The 18,222-nt window shown below is 43.2% G+C and carries 16 protein-coding genes and 1 pseudogene; 13 read left to right on the top strand and 4 right to left on the bottom strand.

Annotated features, from left to right (window positions below):
* The first annotated feature begins 24 nt into the window (after positions 1–24).
* The 8 genes from ACYCSE_RS23315 to ACYCSE_RS23280 all read left to right on the top strand — a co-directional run bounded on the left by ACYCSE_RS23315 (position 25) and on the right by ACYCSE_RS23280 (position 9,768).
* Positions 25–1,506, top strand: coding sequence for a sugar ABC transporter ATP-binding protein (locus ACYCSE_RS23315; RefSeq protein ID WP_322172285.1), 1,482 nt, complete (start codon positions 25–27; stop codon positions 1,504–1,506).
* A 1-nt stretch (position 1,507) separates the two neighbouring features.
* A complete protein-coding gene (locus tag ACYCSE_RS23310; RefSeq protein WP_165176947.1) occupies positions 1,508–2,476 on the top strand; it encodes an ABC transporter permease subunit in 969 nt (322 codons plus the stop codon).
* 34 nt (positions 2,477–2,510) lie between these two features.
* Positions 2,511–3,431, top strand: coding sequence for a ribose ABC transporter substrate-binding protein RbsB (rbsB, locus tag ACYCSE_RS23305; protein WP_322172284.1), 921 nt, complete (start codon positions 2,511–2,513; stop codon positions 3,429–3,431).
* Positions 3,432–3,651: 220 nt separating this feature from the next.
* Positions 3,652–4,659, top strand: a complete 1,008-nt coding sequence (locus ACYCSE_RS23300) for an ABC transporter substrate-binding protein (protein ID WP_061828267.1) — start codon at positions 3,652–3,654, stop codon at positions 4,657–4,659.
* A 37-nt stretch (positions 4,660–4,696) separates the two neighbouring features.
* A complete protein-coding gene (locus tag ACYCSE_RS23295; RefSeq protein WP_459700160.1) occupies positions 4,697–6,412 on the top strand; it encodes an ABC transporter ATP-binding protein in 1,716 nt (571 codons plus the stop codon).
* 56 nt (positions 6,413–6,468) lie between these two features.
* Entirely contained in the window at positions 6,469–7,431 is a 963-nt protein-coding gene (locus ACYCSE_RS23290) for an ABC transporter substrate-binding protein (RefSeq protein ID WP_459702564.1), read from the top strand.
* A gap of 224 nt (positions 7,432–7,655) precedes the next feature.
* Entirely contained in the window at positions 7,656–8,720 is a 1,065-nt protein-coding gene (locus ACYCSE_RS23285; protein ID WP_250261237.1) for a FecCD family ABC transporter permease, read from the top strand.
* Between the two features lies 1 nt (position 8,721).
* Complete coding sequence (locus ACYCSE_RS23280; protein WP_459700157.1) at positions 8,722–9,768, top strand: FecCD family ABC transporter permease; 1,047 nt, start codon at positions 8,722–8,724, stop codon at positions 9,766–9,768.
* Between the two features lie 116 nt (positions 9,769–9,884).
* Here ACYCSE_RS23280 and ACYCSE_RS23275 read toward each other — a convergent pair whose 3' ends face one another.
* Positions 9,885–10,052 carry a hypothetical protein gene (locus ACYCSE_RS23275; protein WP_007432475.1) on the bottom strand — a complete coding sequence of 56 codons (168 nt, stop codon included), beginning with the start codon at positions 10,050–10,052 and terminating at the stop codon, positions 9,885–9,887.
* Between the two features lie 320 nt (positions 10,053–10,372).
* Here ACYCSE_RS23275 and ACYCSE_RS23270 point away from each other — a divergent pair, with 320 nt between their 5' ends.
* Positions 10,373–10,597, top strand: a complete 225-nt coding sequence (locus ACYCSE_RS23270; RefSeq protein ID WP_254349618.1) for a hypothetical protein — start codon at positions 10,373–10,375, stop codon at positions 10,595–10,597.
* Between the two features lie 218 nt (positions 10,598–10,815).
* On the opposite strand, the gene ACYCSE_RS23265 is transcribed toward ACYCSE_RS23270, so the two are convergent.
* The gene (locus ACYCSE_RS23265; protein ID WP_302057257.1) at positions 10,816–10,950 is read right to left on the bottom strand and encodes a hypothetical protein; all 135 of its coding nucleotides are present in this window, start codon (positions 10,948–10,950) and stop codon (positions 10,816–10,818) included.
* A 69-nt stretch (positions 10,951–11,019) separates the two neighbouring features.
* Positions 11,020–11,775, bottom strand: coding sequence for a quorum-quenching N-acyl homoserine lactonase AiiA (gene aiiA / locus ACYCSE_RS23260; RefSeq protein WP_459700154.1), 756 nt, complete (start codon positions 11,773–11,775; stop codon positions 11,020–11,022).
* Between the two features lie 378 nt (positions 11,776–12,153).
* On the opposite strand from aiiA, the gene ACYCSE_RS23255 reads away from it, so the two are divergent.
* From ACYCSE_RS23255 to ACYCSE_RS23240, 4 genes and pseudogenes are all read left to right on the top strand, one after another.
* Positions 12,154–12,351, top strand: a complete 198-nt coding sequence (locus tag ACYCSE_RS23255; RefSeq protein WP_459700152.1) for a hypothetical protein — start codon at positions 12,154–12,156, stop codon at positions 12,349–12,351.
* A 315-nt stretch (positions 12,352–12,666) separates the two neighbouring features.
* The gene (locus ACYCSE_RS23250) at positions 12,667–13,623 is read left to right on the top strand and encodes a tyrosine-type recombinase/integrase (protein ID WP_061828272.1); all 957 of its coding nucleotides are present in this window, start codon (positions 12,667–12,669) and stop codon (positions 13,621–13,623) included.
* A 287-nt stretch (positions 13,624–13,910) separates the two neighbouring features.
* Positions 13,911–14,558: pseudogene (locus ACYCSE_RS23245) on the top strand (HAD hydrolase family protein); the annotation flags it as partial.
* Between the two features lie 58 nt (positions 14,559–14,616).
* The gene (locus tag ACYCSE_RS23240) at positions 14,617–15,519 is read left to right on the top strand and encodes an ROK family protein (protein WP_452566926.1); all 903 of its coding nucleotides are present in this window, start codon (positions 14,617–14,619) and stop codon (positions 15,517–15,519) included.
* A 198-nt stretch (positions 15,520–15,717) separates the two neighbouring features.
* Here ACYCSE_RS23240 and ACYCSE_RS23235 read toward each other — a convergent pair whose 3' ends face one another.
* Entirely contained in the window at positions 15,718–17,679 is a 1,962-nt protein-coding gene (locus tag ACYCSE_RS23235; RefSeq protein ID WP_459700149.1) for an endonuclease MutS2, read from the bottom strand.
* Between the last annotated feature and the right edge of the window lie 543 nt (positions 17,680–18,222).

Below are 18,222 nucleotides of genomic sequence, written 5' to 3'. Positions count from 1 at the left end.
GTTGAATAAAAAGGAGGGTACAGCATGCAGATTCAAATGAAAGGAATTCACAAAGCCTTTGGAACCAATCAGGTACTGAGTGGTGTTGACTTTGATCTTCGTGAAGGAGAAGTACATGCCCTTATGGGTGAAAATGGTGCAGGAAAATCAACGCTGATGAATATTTTAATCGGACTGCATCGGCGAGATGAGGGAACGATCATCATTGACGGCCAGGAAACCTATTTTGCCGACCCCAAAGAAGCGGAGCAAAAAGGAATTGCTTTTATTCACCAGGAACTGAATGTGTGGCCGGAGATGACCGTGCTGGAAAATCTGTTTATCGGCAAGGAAATGACATCCAAGTGGGGCTTACTAGACAGCTCTAAAATGAAAGCGCTAGCAAATGAGCAATTCAGAAACCTTTCGGTAAACCTTCCATTAAACGGTGAAGCAGGCGAGTGTTCAGTGGGTCAACAGCAGATGATTGAAATAGCCAAAGCACTCATGACGGATGCTAAAGTTATCGTGATGGATGAGCCGACAGCCGCCTTAACCGAACGTGAAATTCAGAAGCTGTTCGAGGTTATTACTTCTTTGAAAAAAGATGGTGTTTCGATCGTGTATATTTCACATCGGATGGAAGAGATATTCGCGATCTGTGATCGGATTACCATCATGCGTGACGGGAAAACGGTGGATACTCAGGCGATTCCCGATACGAATTTTGATGAAGTTGTACGGAAAATGGTAGGTAGAGAGCTGACTGAACGCTATCCGGTAAGAACGCCCGCTTTGGGAGAAGTGGTGCTGGAGGTCAAAAATGCCACGCATAAAGGCTTGTTTGAAAATGTGAATTTTACTGTGCGGTCTGGTGAAATTGTAGGTTTTTCAGGCTTGATGGGCTCGGGACGAACCGAGATCATGCGGGCGTTATTTGGACTGGATGCTTTGGATCGTGGTGAGATCCATGTACGTGGAAAAAAGGTGACTATTCGCAAGCCGGATGACGCGGTGAAACTAGGGATTGGCTTCATTACAGAAGACCGAAAAGATGAGGGCTTGGTTCTGGATTTTTCTATTCGGGAAAATATGGTGCTGCCAAATCTCTTCAGCTTTACCTCAAAAGGATTTATTTCAGGTAAAAAAGAGTTGGATTTTGTTAACACTTTAATTAAGCGCTTACAAATTAAAACCCAATCGGGTGAAACAACGGTTCGCAGTTTGTCAGGTGGTAATCAGCAAAAGGTGGTTATTGCCAAATGGGTAGGTATTGGTCCAAATGTACTCATTCTTGACGAACCGACGAGAGGTGTGGATGTGGGAGCCAAGCGGGAAATCTACCAGTTGATGAACGAGCTGACCGAACGTGGAGTCGCGATTATCATGGTATCCTCGGAACTCCCTGAGGTACTCGGCATGAGCGATCGTATTGTCGTGGTGCACGAGGGAAAGATCAGCGGAGAGCTGAGCAGGGAAGAAGCCACACAAGAAAATATTATGACGCTAGCTACAGGAGGACAGTAATATGACAACTATGAATGAAACAAAAAGCAGCAAAGGCTTTCAAATGTCACAAATCACACAGAAGCTTGGCCCGTTGTTGGGACTCATTATTTTGGTGATTATCGTATCGGTCTTAAATCCCAGCTTTTTGGAACCGCTTAATATTTTGAATTTATTGCGCCAGGTATCCATTAATGCGTTGATTGCGTTCGGTATGACCTTCGTTATTCTCACAGGCGGAATAGATTTGTCAGTCGGCTCCATATTAGCACTATCCAGTGCGTTTGTCGCAAATATGATGCTGGCCGGGTTCGATCCTATTTTGGCGATTATCATCGGCTGTGCATTGGGTGGCGTGATGGGGATGGTCAACGGCTTGATGATTACGAAGGGTAAAATGGCTCCGTTCATCGCTACACTAGCAACCATGACCATTTTCAGAGGATTGACACTCGTTTATACCAATGGTAACCCTATTACAGGACTCGGGGACAGTCTGGTATTTCAATTGTTCGGTCGTGGCTATCAGTTCGGTATTCCGGTTCCAGCGATTACGATGCTTATTACCTTTGCTGTCCTATGGATCATTTTGCATAAAACACCATTCGGACGTAAAACGTATGCCATTGGTGGTAACGAGAAGGCTTCGATTGTATCTGGTATTAAAGTGCCGCGTGTAAAAATTTGGATTTACTCTCTTGCTGGAATGCTCTCCGCATTGGCGGGAGCTATCTTGACTTCACGTTTGAACTCGGCGCAACCGACAGCAGGTACTTCTTATGAATTGGACGCCATTGCGGCTGTCGTATTAGGTGGAACAAGTCTCTCGGGAGGACGCGGACGAATCGTAGGTACGTTAATTGGTGTGCTTATCATCGGTACACTAAACAATGGCTTGAACTTGCTGGGGGTTAACTCATTTTATCAAATGGTAGTAAAAGGGATAGTCATCGCTATTGCTGTATTGATTGACCGTAAAAAATCCGCATAATACACCTAATCTGCGTAGAAGGAGACACATAAATATGAAAAAGCTTACATTAATCATGACTGCATTGCTGCTCCTGCTCATGACAGGGTGTTCCTTGGAACCGCCCGAATGGGCGAAACCTAAAGCGGCCGCGAACCTGAAGGACATCAAAATCGGCTTGTCGATCTCAACACTGAATAATCCATTCTTCGTATCTCTCAAAGACGGAGTTGTGGCAGAGGCCAAAAAACAAGGAATGCAGGTCATTGTTGTGGATGCACAAAATGATTCGGCGAAACAAAGTAATGATGTGGATGATCTGATTCAACAGGGAGTAAACACGTTACTTATTAATCCGACAGATTCGTCGGCCATCTCCACTGTGGTACAATCAGCGAATGCATTGAACATCCCGGTTATTACACTGGATCGTTCTGCTGACAAAGGCGATGTAAAAGCACTCGTCGCTTCAGACAACGTAGAGGGAGGACGAATGGCTGCCAGATATGTGGTTGATCAAGTTGGAAAAGGTGCCAAGGTGATTGAGCTGGAAGGTGTTCCAGGAGCATCCGCTACCCGTGAACGCGGAAAAGGATTTCATGAAGTAGCAGATAAGGATCTGAAAGTCATTGCCAAACAATCGGCCGATTTTGATCGGACCAAAGGTTTGAACGTGATGGAAAATCTGCTGCAAGGCAACCCGGACGTTCAGGCAGTATTTGCCCACAATGATGAAATGGCTTTGGGTGCGATCGAAGCAATCCAAAGCTCAGGTAAGAACATTCCAGTCATCGGTTTTGACGGTAACGAGGATGCGCTTAAATCAATTAAGGAAGGGAAACTGACAGCTACCGTAGCTCAGCAACCTGAGCTTATTGGTCAATTGGCGGTACAGGCAGCCAAAGATGTACTTCAAGGTAAAACCGTGAAAACATCAATTCCCGCTAAGCTGGAGTTAGTGGATCAATCGAAATAAAAAGGGCGCTTGACCCAACATATTAAGCTATTCGGACTGATGCTGTAATGCGCATCAGTTCTTTTTTTTGGCTATTCTACGATGACGATACATACACATAAATGGAAGTTTTTTATTTTTGTATTGTAAGAAGAGACGGTAAAAGATAGAATAACAATTGTATGATAATGAGAATCACTATCATATTATGAATTGTATATATCTAAGGAGGACGTATATTGTGCAACAAAGGTACAGATTAAAATGGGAATCCACGCTTTGTCTTGTAGTTCTTTTGATGGTTGTATTGAGTGCATGTGGAAACGCAGCTAGCAACAACCAGACAAACGACAAGACCAGCACTAATGATCCTTCCGGGCAATCCAAGACGGTTGTTATGCGCGAATATACTGATGCCACTGGCAATAAGATCAGTATCCCTGCAAATCCACAGCGAGTTGTCACGACACAATATTTGGATGCTATGCTGGCCTTGGGAGTTAAGCCTGCAGGTGCTGCTTCCCATTTGTTGGAAGGCGACTATTTAAAAGGTAAGATTGACGGAGTTGCGGATATTGGGAACCCGACAAATGTAGAAAAGGTGCTGGAGTTACAACCGGACCTGATCATCACAACAGAATATACCACGCCCGAAGTGAAGGAGCAGCTAGAGAAAATTGCTCCAACCGTAGTCGTTTCGTTTGGAGAAGGCGATGTATTTGAGCAACTGCGGAGTGTCGCAGCCGTGCTGGGTAAGGACAAGGAAGCCGAGCAGTGGATCGCTAGTTTCAACAAAAAGGCTGAGGAAGGTCGAAAGAAGCTGGTTGGAAAATTCAAAAAAGATGAAACGGTTACGATTTATATGGCCTACGATAAGAATGTGTTAAGGGTATACGGAGCGCGGAATGTAGGACATGTTATTTACCGTTCACTGGAATTGAATCCTCCTGAGTACATACGCCAGAAGCTGGCGAAGGACCCGAGATTTAATTATGTTTATGATGTTATTTCAATGGAAAAGTTACCTGAACTATCAGGAGACCGAATTATTATGCTGGTTTATGATGAAGCGAGCAAGGACGGAATGCTTAAGCAAATTGAGCAAAGTGCATTGTGGAGAAATCTCCCGGCTGTCAAAAACCACAAAGTGTATTTCATCAAAGCCGATCCGTGGTTTACCTACTCACCGCTAGCCGTTGACCAATCACTCGATGAGGCTGTTAAAATGTTTTCCGTTGATCCGAAGTGATCAGTTTAATTGAAATAAGAGAGGAGAAGTCATAACCATGCTTAGACGATTTTTTGAATACTATCGTCCTTACCGGACTTTGTTCATCATTGATTTCTCTTGTGCCTTGCTGGCTGCACTGCTGGAGTTGGCTTTTCCGCTTGCAGTCAACCGGGTGGTCGATGATTTGCTGCCCAGCGGGAACTGGAAATGGATTTTATATGCCTGTCTGGCTCTACTCGGTATTTATGTCATAAGTGCTGCGCTGAATTACGTGGTCACCTATTGGGGACACAAGCTGGGCATTAACATCGAATCGGACATGCGTAAAAAGTTGTTTGATCGTGTACAAAAGCAATCGTTTCGGTTTTTTGACAATAACAAAACAGGGCATCTCGTTTCACGTATGACCAACGATCTAATGGATATTGGGGAAATTGCCCACCACGGACCCGAAGATTTGTTCATCGCGTTGATGACACTGGGGGGAGCCTTTGGTATCATGCTCGGTATTAACTGGAAGCTGGCTGTACTGACTTTCATCATTGTACCCCTCATGATTTACTTGTCTCTTTATTTCAGCCGTAAAATGTCTGCTGCTTTCCATCGTATGTTTTCTGATATTGCGGATTATAACGCTCGTATTGAAAATAATGTAAGCGGGATTCGTGTTGTTCAAGCGTTCTCCAACGAAGCACATGAAATGGAACGGTTTGCTGAAAATAATGGGCGTTTCCGTAAAACGAAGCTGATCGCGTACCGGATTATGGCCTGGAATTCCTCGATTAGTTTTATACTAATGAAGCTGGTTTCATTGTTTGTGCTAGTATGTGGAACATGGTTTGTTATTGAAGGACAGATGACCTACGGGGAATTTATCGCATTTGTAATGCTGTCTAATGTATTCCTGGGGCCGATTAAACAAATTAATTCTGTCATCGAAACGTATCCAAAAGGGATTGCCGGCTTCCGACGATACCTGGATTTGCTGGAAAGTGAATCGGATGTAGAAGATCTGCCTGGGGCCAAGGCGGTTAGCCATCTTAAAGGAGATATTCAATTTACAGGTGTAACGTTTGGTTACGAAAACAAAGATAAGGTATTACGCAAAGTGGACCTATCTATCCATGCGGGTGAAACCGTAGCACTTGTGGGTCCTTCAGGAGCAGGTAAAACGACACTTTGCAGTTTGTTGCCTCGCTTCTACGATGTCGAGGAAGGTAGCATTACTATTGATGGAATGGATATCCGTGAAATGAAGCTGGAATCGCTGCGATCCATGATTGGTATCGTACAGCAGGATGTATTCCTCTTTGATGGAACGATTCGTGAAAATATTGCTTACGGTAAGCTGGATGCTTCGGAAGAAGAAATCTGGGATGCTGCTCGTCGAGCTCAGATTGAAGACCTTGTTCGCTCATATCCGGATGGTCTGGATACAATGATCGGTGAGCGAGGTGTGAAGCTCTCCGGTGGTCAAAAGCAACGTTTGTCTATTGCCCGGATGTTCCTTAAAAATCCGCCAATTCTCATTTTAGATGAAGCAACATCAGCATTGGATACAGAGACAGAAGCCGCGATTCAGCAAGCGCTGACAGAGCTATCCCAAGGCCGTACGACACTCGTTATCGCGCATCGTCTGGCAACGATCAAAAATGCTGACCGCATTATCGTAGTTGCAGATCAAGGGATTGCCGAGCAGGGCAGACATGAAGAGTTATTGGCAGTAAAAGGGGCATATAGCCGCCTGCACCAAGCTCAATATGGAACGTAAATAGGCCAATATGACACCGTAAATAGAGAGAGGAATGAACAGGTTTGACAAAGAAAATGTGGATTGTAATGATGCTTCTGTCAGTCATTTTAGCTCTTACCGCCTGTGGTGGAAATGTAAAGCAACCGGATGAAAAGCAGAATCAAACATCTAGCGAACAAAAGTCAGAGGAAATGAAAACAGTCAAAACGATTCATGGAGATATTAAAATACCGGTTCACCCTCAGCGGATTGTAGTAGATATGTACCAGAATGATTTATTAGCACTAGGAATTAAACCTGTGGGAAGTGTTAAATATTATCTGGATAATCCGTTTTCGAAGGAGCTTGTACAGGGCATTGCAAGCATTGGAGACCGCAGCAGCGTATCCATTGAGAAAGTATTGGCTCTGGAGCCTGATTTGATTCTGATTGGTTCCAAAGATGCTCATGATTATGAAAAATATAGTAAAGTTGCTCCGACCATCGTCATTCCATATGGAACGTACAAGAATGTTCATGAGGAACTGACAGCTTTTGGTGAACTGCTCGGAAAAGAACAGGAAGCCAAAACATGGCTTGCGCAATACGATCAGCGGATGCAGGCTGCACGTGACAAGCTAAAGGGAATTGTTCAGCCTGGAGATACTTTCACCGTAATGGAAGCTTCGGATAAAGAATACTATGTATATGGCGATAATTTTGGCAGAGGAGGACAGGCGGTATACAAAGGACTGAATTTGTCCCCTCCGCCGCTTGTCCAAAAAGAATTATTTGGTGAGACTCAATGGAAATCGGTGTCAAAAGAAGTCATTAATCAATATGCTGGCTCTTATATCTTTCTGACGGTTAACAAGGATTTGAGCGGTTACGAAGGAGACAGCATATGGAAATCACTGAATGCAGTCCGGCAAGGTAAGGTTTTTGAGCTCCAGGAGGATCGATATTGGTACTTCGATCCCATTGCCATTGTAGGGCAAGCTGAAGAAATCGCAGATTTGATCGTCCAGCGGAATAAAGAGAACGCCACACAGAAGTAGTCGCTTCGGTGTTGTTGGCAGCCCTTTGGTATTTATGCCGAAGGGCTTTATTTGTTCACAATAGGGCAGAGTATTAGGCATTCCTCGAAATTTGCTATTGATGCCGTTGCCACATTAATTTACAATAGTAAAGATTGCATGATAATAATTCTCATTATCAACATCATCTTCAACACAGTTCGTGATAGCTACATACTATTCAACAGTAAGGGTGAACAATAGTTATGAAATTATCAGAATCATCGGATAGCCCCGCTCAAAGTAATCATAACCAGTCGCCGACTCAATTCCACTCGCGACCATGGGCGGCTTCGCTTATCCTGACAGTTGGGCTTGGACTTTTAGCGTTCGGTATCGCGCTATCTCTATCTTTTGGTGCAGCCTCAATTAGGCTGGAAGAGGTATGGAACGCTGTTTTCCATTTTAATCCTGAGTTGCAAAATCATCAAATTATTTGGGAAATCCGTCTACCTCGGATTCTGGGTGGGGTTTTAATTGGAGTTTGCTTTGCCGTAGCAGGTGCAATTATGCAAGGAATGACCCGGAATCCGCTTGCTGACTCGGGCTTGCTTGGACTGAACTCGGGAGCCAGCTTGGCGATGGCGATTTGCTTTGCCCTTTTTCCTGGCTCTTCCTTTTTACAATTAATGTTGTATTCCTTTGTTGGTGCAGCTCTGGCTGTTGTGATGGTATATGGTACAAGCTCCATATCCAAATCAGGTCTTACGCCAGTTCGTCTTGTATTGGCGGGTGCAGCTGTCACGGCATTGCTGTCTGCCTTAGGAGATGCGATCAGTTTGTACTTTGATGTTGGACAGGATTTGGCCTTTTGGTATGCCGGAGGGCTTAGTGGAACCAAGTGGGTTCAGCTCGGTATAGTTTTGCCTTGGGTTGTGGCAGCTTTTATCGGTGCTCTCATGTTGTCGCGCTCCATTACGCTGCTTAGTTTGGGAGACGAAATTGCGTTGAGCCTTGGTCAGCGAACTGGGGTGGTAAAGGTAGTTGGAATGATTCTTGTTCTGATTTTGGCGGGTGCAGCGGTGTCGTTGGTGGGTTCTATAGGTTTTGTGGGATTGATTATTCCCCATATAACCCGCAAGCTGGTTGGCGTCGATTATCGCTGGATTATTCCATGCTCGGCCATTATGGGAGCTTTACTCATTGTGTTTGCCGATCTGGCAGCCCGTATGATTAACGCACCTGAGGAAACACCGGTGGGCGTACTTATTGCCTTAATTGGGGTTCCGTTCTTCCTTTATCTGGCACGTAAAGAAAGGAGGGCACTGTAAGATGAATAACGTTACGAATGGGGCTATCGCCAAAGCTAGTCATCGTAAAAAAATCCATGATTGGATGGTTGTAGTCATTCTGCTCGTATTGCTCATTGCTGCGTTCACCATAAGTGCGAATACGGGAACCATCCGGCTTTCGCCAATGGAGCTATTTAGAACCTTGTTTGGACAAGGGACTCCACAGCAGGAATTAATCCTATTTGAATTCCGATTGCCACGAATGGTTGTTTCCCTTCTTATCGGTGCAGGTCTCGCTGTTTCTGGCTGCATCATGCAGGGGGTTTCGCGTAACGGCCTAGCGGACCCTGGTATTCTAGGCATTAATGCAGGCGCCGGGTTGATGGTCATGCTGTTTGTATTGCTTTTTCCATCTATGCAAACTACGAATTCATTGTTTTTACTTCCCGCTCTTGCACTGATTGGATCAGGAGCAGCTGCTATTCTCATCTACGCGCTTTCTTACAAGAAAGGTGAAGGAATTTCTCCGACAAGGCTACTGCTGAGCGGAATTGGCGTAGCGGCGGGTATCAGTGCTGCGATGATCATTATGACTCTTAAGCTGACACCCGAAAGTTACACGTTTGTAGCTAATTGGTTAGCAGGAAGCATATGGGGATCAAACTGGAAATTCGTGATGGCGCTGTTGCCTTGGCTGATTGTATTGCTTCCTTTCGCATACTACAAAGCAAATGTGATGAATGTGCTTAATCTGGGAGATCAGACGGCATCGGGGTTGGGTACAGCTATCGAAAAGGAACGTATTCTCCTTCTCGCTGCTGCGGTTGGATTGGCCAGTTCTAGTGTTTCGGTTAGTGGCGGTATCGGCTTTGTCGGTTTGGTGGCTCCACATTTGGCGAGAAAGCTGGTGGGGCCGAAGCATAAAATGCTACTGGTAACCTGTGCTTTAGTCGGAGCACTCCTGGTACTTGTAGCGGATACGATCACACGATCCTTACCTTTACAGAAAGAAATCCCGACAGGTTTAATTGTAGCCATCATTGGTGCGCCATACTTCTTATACCTGTTGAGTCGCTCCAAAGGGTAACGTCACGAAAGAGTACCACCTGTCAATTAAAGGCTACGCAAACAAATAACCTTCAACACCACTAAGGAAGTGGGGCTGAAGGTTATTTGTTTCATTTAATTTAGCAGCCTTTCATCTCAACGGGAAGTATTCAAGGCATGAGAGGTTTGATGCAGCTCTCTGATCATTTTATGCAACGTGTAATTTTCCTGACGTGTCACGCCGTGTTGATTTTCCTGAACCAGCAACTGATGGATGTTTCGTTTTAGAATTTCACTTCGACGTTCCAGCATTTCGGTACTCATAAATAAATGAACACTCCCTTTGTCATGAATAAACCTACATTTTTGAAATGAGCATAGGCTGAATTTAAGTTTGCCTTTCGACTTCTTTAAGTATATCGTGCTGGATGATCAAGGGAAAACGGAGCGAGACAGCAAATTGCTTTTTCTCATCATCCATGCCGTGTCGACAGCGACTCACCCCATGAGTTCTTAGATATACTTCCTGATGCTAGCGATAACAGGGGATTAGGCGTAATTAACTTCATGTATATAATTGTTTTTTTGATATAAACGGATTAAGTGTATTAATCCATTTGGAATATTTGTCAGTAAGGAGCGTATTGGATATTGCTCAGGCTGTTCTGAACAAGCAGGGGCTTAATAGCGAGTTAATACAAAGGATCAATTGTGTATTTGCAGAAAATCAATTTGTGCGCTTAAAAGTTAGCTGGATTTCTGAAGATCAGCATTTACATACTGAATTTATAGATGAACCCGAACAGTTAAAGCGAATGTATATGGAATCACTTATCAGTTTGCTGAAAGCTATGGGGGGGAGCAACTAGAACTGCAAAGTTGTATTCAATGCAATCATTGGTTTATTCCATATTAGCGAGCTCAGTTAACCAAATTTTGCAGTTCTAAATGTCGGAGTCATTACAACTACCTAATGAAAAGAAAAGATTAAGAGGCTATAACATTTTTGAAGTGGGGAGATACAATAATGATTATTTAAAAATCGAATGAAGAAATTGAGATCATGGGGGAACTGGCCGAATTACGACTATTCTGCCAGTCCGCACCACTTGCCTTTGAGGCCGAACTTTTCAAGTCGTGTGTTGTACGCCGTAGACGTATACTGGAAGCCGTGATCCGAATGAAGCACGGCTCCGGATACGTCTATTTTGTGTGCATTCATAATACCAATTTCTTCATACCCCGGACCGAAAAGATCCGGAATGGTGGAGAAATAGCTGCTTTATCATCATTATTTGTATTGTGGATATACCGGCTGAACGACTACCTGCTCAGGATCATGACCGAAGAACAACAGATTCGGCTTAACCTCCTGCACAATCTGCTGAATGCGGGCGATTGACTGGCGTGCCTGTTCACGATTAAAGCTGTCAAACGGCACGTCGTTTGCGTAATTCTCCTGCGTGTAGGCAACATCAATCGTCAGCATAACCGGACCCGATTCCTTTGTTGTGACCAGCGCGGACTGATGACCCGGCGAATGCCCCGGAGTATAGAACAGTTGCAAACCTGGAACCAGCTCATGATCCCCTTGAAGCAGTCGGTAATTCAAGTCCGCCTGCACGCATTCCGGTGGCGCATACTCCAGATTACCGATCGCAGCGTCTGCTTCGGTCTGCTGCACATAAATCGGTGTATTTGGAAAATGCGGATTGCCTCCGGCATGATCCATATGCATATGAGAGATTACGATGGCATGGATATCGTCCGGGTGATAGCCGATCCGATCCAGTACAGCCACGATACTATCATCGGCTGACATATGGGGAATGAAGCGCCCTTCAAACGGTGTACTTTTAAAATAATTTGGATTGTCGATAAACGAATCCGGCATACCGGTATCAATGAGAATCGGACCGTGATCTGTCTCCAGCAGATATGACCAGATTTGCAGGCGCACCAGTTCACCGGGCTGTGCATGATGGTTGAGTGAGGAACGATCAATATAAAGCTGACCGATCGGTAACCAGTACAATCTGTTAATCATACAATCATCCTCCAATCGTAGTTTACATAATAATTATTATGTAGTTATTAATCGAGGTTTCGGCTGACGGAAAGTGATGTTTGTATTTTCGTTTGTAAGATCCGGGTGCTGGAGCCTCGTGCTGTCGTTGTAATCTCACTCTTTCGAAAATTAATTTTTTAATAGTTTAAATGAAAAGGCATGTAGGCGTCCAGCAGAAATTTGCCGTCAGGCAGGCCAGTTCATGCTTTTCCTGTGAACAAGACTGTTTCTACGCTCTGCTCGAAATTTGCCCAGAAGCTGGATCACACGGTCATCATCTCGAAATCGGTGAAATTCTTGGTGATCCACTGCTGCTAGTGGGTGAAAATTACAATCAGCTAGCAGGCTATCATATGGATGGTGCACGCGCCGGAAGGTGATCCGGATAGCGAGTTGGAAGCTGCACATGATATTCATGTTTTGGCCACTATGGCGATTTTGACTGCTACCGATCGAGAGCAGCGCCCCCAACTTGCTGATGAAGTAGAGAAATGGTGCCGCATGCAAGACTATTGGCTATTTAGTTTTGTTTTGGATATGAATGAATTACATTAGGTGAACTTTTCTTGAGCGTGTTTTAATTTGTCTACATTGTGGGATCGCCCCCTCTGACCCTATGCCACGCCGTTAAGTGCTTTGAAATGTCTGCTTATAGGCGATACTAGGCTGGACAAGAGGAAAAACGCTCTATTTGCCCTTGAAAAGCGCTAAAAAAACAGCGTATAATATAAATTATACGCTGTTTAGGTTTAAAACGACTTTTAGAATCCCTCCTGCATAAGATGTCGATTGGATTGTCGATAAAAATCAGACGAAAATGATCGTTTTACAGTATATTTCGGAATATGAACTGAATTGGAGGCGAGCGAGATGAAAAAAGAGATGCGACATGTGGAGCTCGATACAACTGAAGAAATTGATGAAATATATACTGAGGAGCTGGAAGCTTTTTTGATCTGGATGAAGGATGCAGGATATACGATACATACGCAAAAAAATTATATGGGGGATGTGAAGCAGTTTTTACGGACGTTGCGTGAAAAACCACTCGATCAGGTGAAGAAGATTCATGTTATGTCGTATTTGTCTAAAGCGCGGGAGGGAGGCGCCGGAGATAGTACGCGGAACCGGAAGCATGCAGCGGTGAATAGTTTTTTTAAAGCGCTACAGGAATTTGAGTTATGCAGCACAAATCCGGCAGCGGGAATTAAAAAAGCAAAGACTGAAAAGAATCGTATGCCCGTCTATCTGGATGAAAAGGATATTCATCCGTTTTTGCTCGCGGTGGAGGGGAAATATGCAAATCGTAATATGGCTATTTTTCTGCTGATGGTCTACATGGGATTGCGGGTGGGGGAGGTTCATTCATTGAATGTCTCGGATTACAGCCGAGAAAGACGTACCTTAGATGTGTTCGGTAAAGGACGTAAGTGGCGTACTCTCCCGGTACCAGAAGCCGTGTGTGATTTTGTAGAGCATGCGTTGGAGGAAAGATTGACGCCGTGGAGAGGTAAAGAGGATGCGATGTTCGTGTCCCAAAAAGGCCGCCGTCTGGCAGTGCGCACCATTCAACAGATCGCTACAGAAACGTTCGAACGATTCCAGCAAGATAAGAGTATGGAACGCCGGGAGGCATATTCCAGCCATAAGCTGAGACATACATTTGCGACAATGCTATTACGTAAGGGAGCAGATCTGCGTACCGTGCAGGAGCTACTGGGGCATTCATCCATTCAGACAACCACAGTATATACACATGTCACTGATCGGGAAAAAGAAAAAGCAATGGATAAGCTGGATATTCAGATACCAATATCAGGATTATGAGTATATGTTGGAAAATTGATATTAAACAAAAAAAGTTTACATAATAATTATTATGTAAACTTTTAATGAGGAGTCATATCCCGACTCGCAAATAGAATCAACGACTTTGTCTCATCAATATTGTGAACGTTGTAAACTTGTGAGAGAATCCCACATTAGAACTTGACCTGGAACGCGTTTCATAAGCTAGGTTAAATGTATAAGCTTTTAATCCACTCTTGTTAGAAATTAAACTCAGATTCTAGTGTATATTGGGGGATTTTATATATGTTTAAACTGGTAGTAAGTTTGGCGAGCACGGAAAAGGGATCTGGATCTTTGGAGACAGTGCTACGCGGATTAAAAAGGATGGAGTCGTCGTCAAAGAGTTTACGATTGAACACAATCTAGCATTACAAGCGATAAGAGATATCGAAAGTTTTTCCAATGATTTTATTATCATAGCATGTACAACGGAAGCAGCATTTGTTCATTCTCATATTCAAGACGAATACTATAAAATTGTGAAAGGCTCGTATAAAGAAGTGGTTAAGATTGATTCATTTGATCAAATCAACAGTAGCTATCTTAAAATAACTGTATATGATCCAGCTGGAAGAAGTCCCTTATTAAGAAAACATGTTGAAAAGACTCTACTGGGTCAAATTTATATCGTTGATTCTGAAGCAAATTGGCTGGATATTACAGCACTTCATACCCATAAAGGGGAAACGGTAAGAAAACTCCAAGAGATATTAGGGATTACTGAGGATGAGACCATGTCTTTTGGAGATGATGAAAATGATGTGGAACTTATGATTATAGCAAAATATAGTTTTGCTATGAAAAACGCATGTGAGAACACTAAAAATGCAGCCAGTTTTATCACTAAATCCAACGAAGAAAACGGTGTCTTATTAACGATAAAAAAAATGATGGATTTACAAAAGCAATAATGTTAATTATCGTTATTGAGAAGACCCCAAATTGCATCATGAAAGGACTATACGTAGCATGAAAAATAAAATACTGGTTTTTGATATTGGTGGCTCTTTTATTAAATTTAGTTTGTATTTTCAAGGTGAGTTTATGTGTAAGGGGAAAGTTAAAACTCCATTGGACTCACTTGAGAATCTACTTATAGCTTTGAAGCAAATTCATAATCAGTTTATAGATGAATGTGAAGGTATAGCTGTCAGCATGCCAGGTATTGTGGATTCGGAAAGCGGTCACATGGTGCATGGCGGTTCATTAAGATATATAAATGATATAAATATGATCGAAGTTTTTAAGAAAGCGTTTCATTTACCCGTAGCAATTGAAAATGATGGAAAATGCGCTGCTCTGGGAGAAGCATGGTGTGGTTCATTACAGGGAATCGCTGATGGTGTTGTTCTGGTCGTTGGAACCGGAATGGGCGGTGGAATCATCTCTCAAGGTAAATTGCTGAAAGGCCATCATTTATCGGCTGGGGAATTCTCCTTCATCAGAACTAACAATGAGTATGCAGACAATGTTGATTATTTGCTTGGTATGCAAGGGAGTAGTTCTGTATTATCTAAAACCGTTACCAAAGCTAAAGGGCTTCCTGCAGATTCTATGACAGGTGAAAAAGTATTCAAGCTCATTGAAGAAGGTGATCACACGGTCCAAGCGATTTTTCAAGAATACTGTAGGAACATCGCAACACAAATTATTAATTTGCAAACGATTCTTGACCCTGAAAAGTTTGTAATTGGGGGAGGCATATCTGCAAATCCTTTACTGGTTATTACTATTAAAGAAGAACTAGAGAAACTTTATCTAGATTCTATCTTAAATTTTGTGCGTGCAGATATTGAGCAAAGTAAATTAGGCAATGAAGCGAATTTGCTAGGTGCTATATATAACTACAAACAAACCTATCATCTTGATTGATAACAAAAGTTATATTTCGATGTCTGATTTATCTTGTCCTGTCTAATAAAGAAGCATAAAATTTACATAATATATATTATGTTTTTAGTGTGGTGAAATCTGCAAGTGAATCACTCTTATCAAGTGTCCACTTGCAGATTCAAGTTTCACTGACAATATAAAATAGCTTATTTTTCAGTTGAGAATATACGCATGCGTCTATATTTCATTTTCCGGGGGAGATTCAATCATCAGTCCTTCGACATGCTTACGTCCCAGCAGTTTTCGTTTTTTGCGATTTTCCTTGGTTTCTAAAACAATATCCAGATCATAGTCGTCAGGATACAATTCAGTAGCAGCGATGTGAAGGACGAGCCTCTTTTTGTTTATGGTTAGCTTCTGTCCTTGGATCAAAATCCCGACATTACCCCGTTCATCCTCGGTTTTGTATACAATTCCAGTTCGATCCAGATAGCCTACATAAACACTATCGCCAAGGGCAAAAGGCTTGGTTTTGAGAGGAATTTCTTGTTTACCCCGTTTTGTGACTGTCTGGTCTAAAGCCTCTTTTTTAGGGAAAGGCTTATTTGCATCATCAGACTTTTCATCATCTACAGAAGGGGGAATAACAAACGATTCCTGTGTATTCCGAGACGCTCTGCCTGCAGAAATGGCCTCAGAACGCTCGATAATACGTGTCCACATGCCCAGCTTCAAGGCAATTGCATATGCATAGCTTTCTCCGGCCTCTCCAATGCGAAGTCGGTACAAAGGTTGTAGCGTGTCGGTATCAAACTCCATACGAGCATTCTGAAATCCCGGTGTGTTTTCAGCAAAATGCTTGATTTCGCTAAAGTGCGTTGTAGCCACTACTGTCGCTCGGCGGCGATGGAATTCTTCTAGCAACGCGATAGAGAGGCCTACTCCTTCTCCTGGATCGGTGCCGGATGCCATTTCATCAATCAGAATCAGAGTAGAGTTACCTGTTGTTTCTAAAATGCTAATCATGTTGCGGATGTGTGCAGAAAAGGTGCTCAAAGCATGTTCAATGCTTTGTCCATCCCCGATATCTACTACAATTTCCTCGAATACAGCCATTCGGCTACCATGCAAAACAGGTACCAGTAGCCCAGATTGCACCATTAGTGTTAATAGACCGACGCTTTTAAGGGCCATCGTTTTTCCGCCTGTGTTCGGTCCAGTGATGATGAGTGAGGAATTTCCTTCACCAATTGAGAAATCAAGCGGCACCATGGTATTGGACATCAACGGGTGGCGTGCACCTTGGATGTCTATAATCCCGTCAAGGTTAAGTTCGACAGGAACAGCATCCAGAGTCATGGCGTATTTGGCTTTTGCCAATAAAAAATCTAGTACACCTACAGTCTCTGTATTGATGCTTAGTTCCCGGTTGTATGACTCGGCCATTGCCGTCAGGTCTCCCAGCACTTTCATTTCTTCTTTAGATTCTTCTGCCATGTTTGCGCTCTGATCGAATTGCAGATTCGTGATTTCGGCAGGTTCAACGTAAACCGTCTGACCACTTCCCGATTCATCCAGTACATTGCCTTTCACTTGTTTACGGAATTCTTTTTTGATTGGAAGCACGTAACGGCCATTGCGCTGACTAATCATATTTTCCTGCATAATGGATCGGTGACGGCTTGTGAGAGAGTCAAGTTTTCTCTTGATACGTTCTTCAGTAACCGCAATTTTTTTGCGAATTTTAGCTAGTTCTTTACTGGCGATATCCGTCACACGTCCCGAATGAATACATCTTTCGATTTCGGATAGAAGTGGCTCCATGCTATACATGGAAGATGCATAAGCACTGACGGTTGGAGCAGCGTCCGCCTTGGAATGCATATATTTTATGAGTTGAATGCAGCTTCGAATGAATTGAGCCATATGAGAAAAATCACGCTCGCTGAACATATACCCGGTTCCGAGCAGTTGAAGAATGTGCTCCATTCCTTCCAACGAAGGAACAGGGACGCTTGCTCCGTGGCGAATGATCTGTAACGCTTCGTTGGTTTCGTCAAGACGAATCTTAATGGTACGGATATCAGTAATTGGGCACATAGAAGCAGCGTGATGCTTACCCAGGTAAGAAAAAGCACATTCGGAAACTCTTGTTTTAATTTGATCATATTCCAAACGCAGCATTGTAGTTTCGTTCATGAATAAATCTCTCCTTTAGTGTGTAGTGTCAGGATTATGGAAAACTTGCTATTAAAATAAAAAAGGACGGAGAATGAACAAAACGTTCATTCTCCGCCCTTAAGGAAAGAGGGAATTTATCAACAAATAAGCCTGTTATACAGCTTTTGTAGTTCCGAGTTCCGTGTTTCCAATTCATTCACGCAACAGCTCTTTGCTAAGCTATTTGGATCGAATGGAAACGTTAAAAGGGAAGTTACAAAATCTGAAAACAAAAAACCGCGCTGAACACAGCACGGAATAAGGCCTGGATGAAGATAATCCCGAAGGCGATTTATGATATCCGCATGTTCTTAACTAATATCAGGATAACAACACAGCAAGAAACAAACCTGTCCCCGAAGGGTGCAAGCGCCTGGTGTTACTCCCTGAATATGCAATTGCTTAGTTAAGAACGTTCACCGACATCAAAATCTCTCCCTTAATTGAAGATATAACCATACTATACGATTGGACAGGCGTTGAAGTCAAGGCCGACTTCTTTAATTCGATACAATAGGGATC

The sequence above is a fragment of the Paenibacillus sp. SEL1 genome (assembly GCF_054602535.1).
The sequence above is the reverse complement of the archived record's forward strand: the minus strand, read 5'-3'. Positions and strand labels throughout refer to the sequence as shown.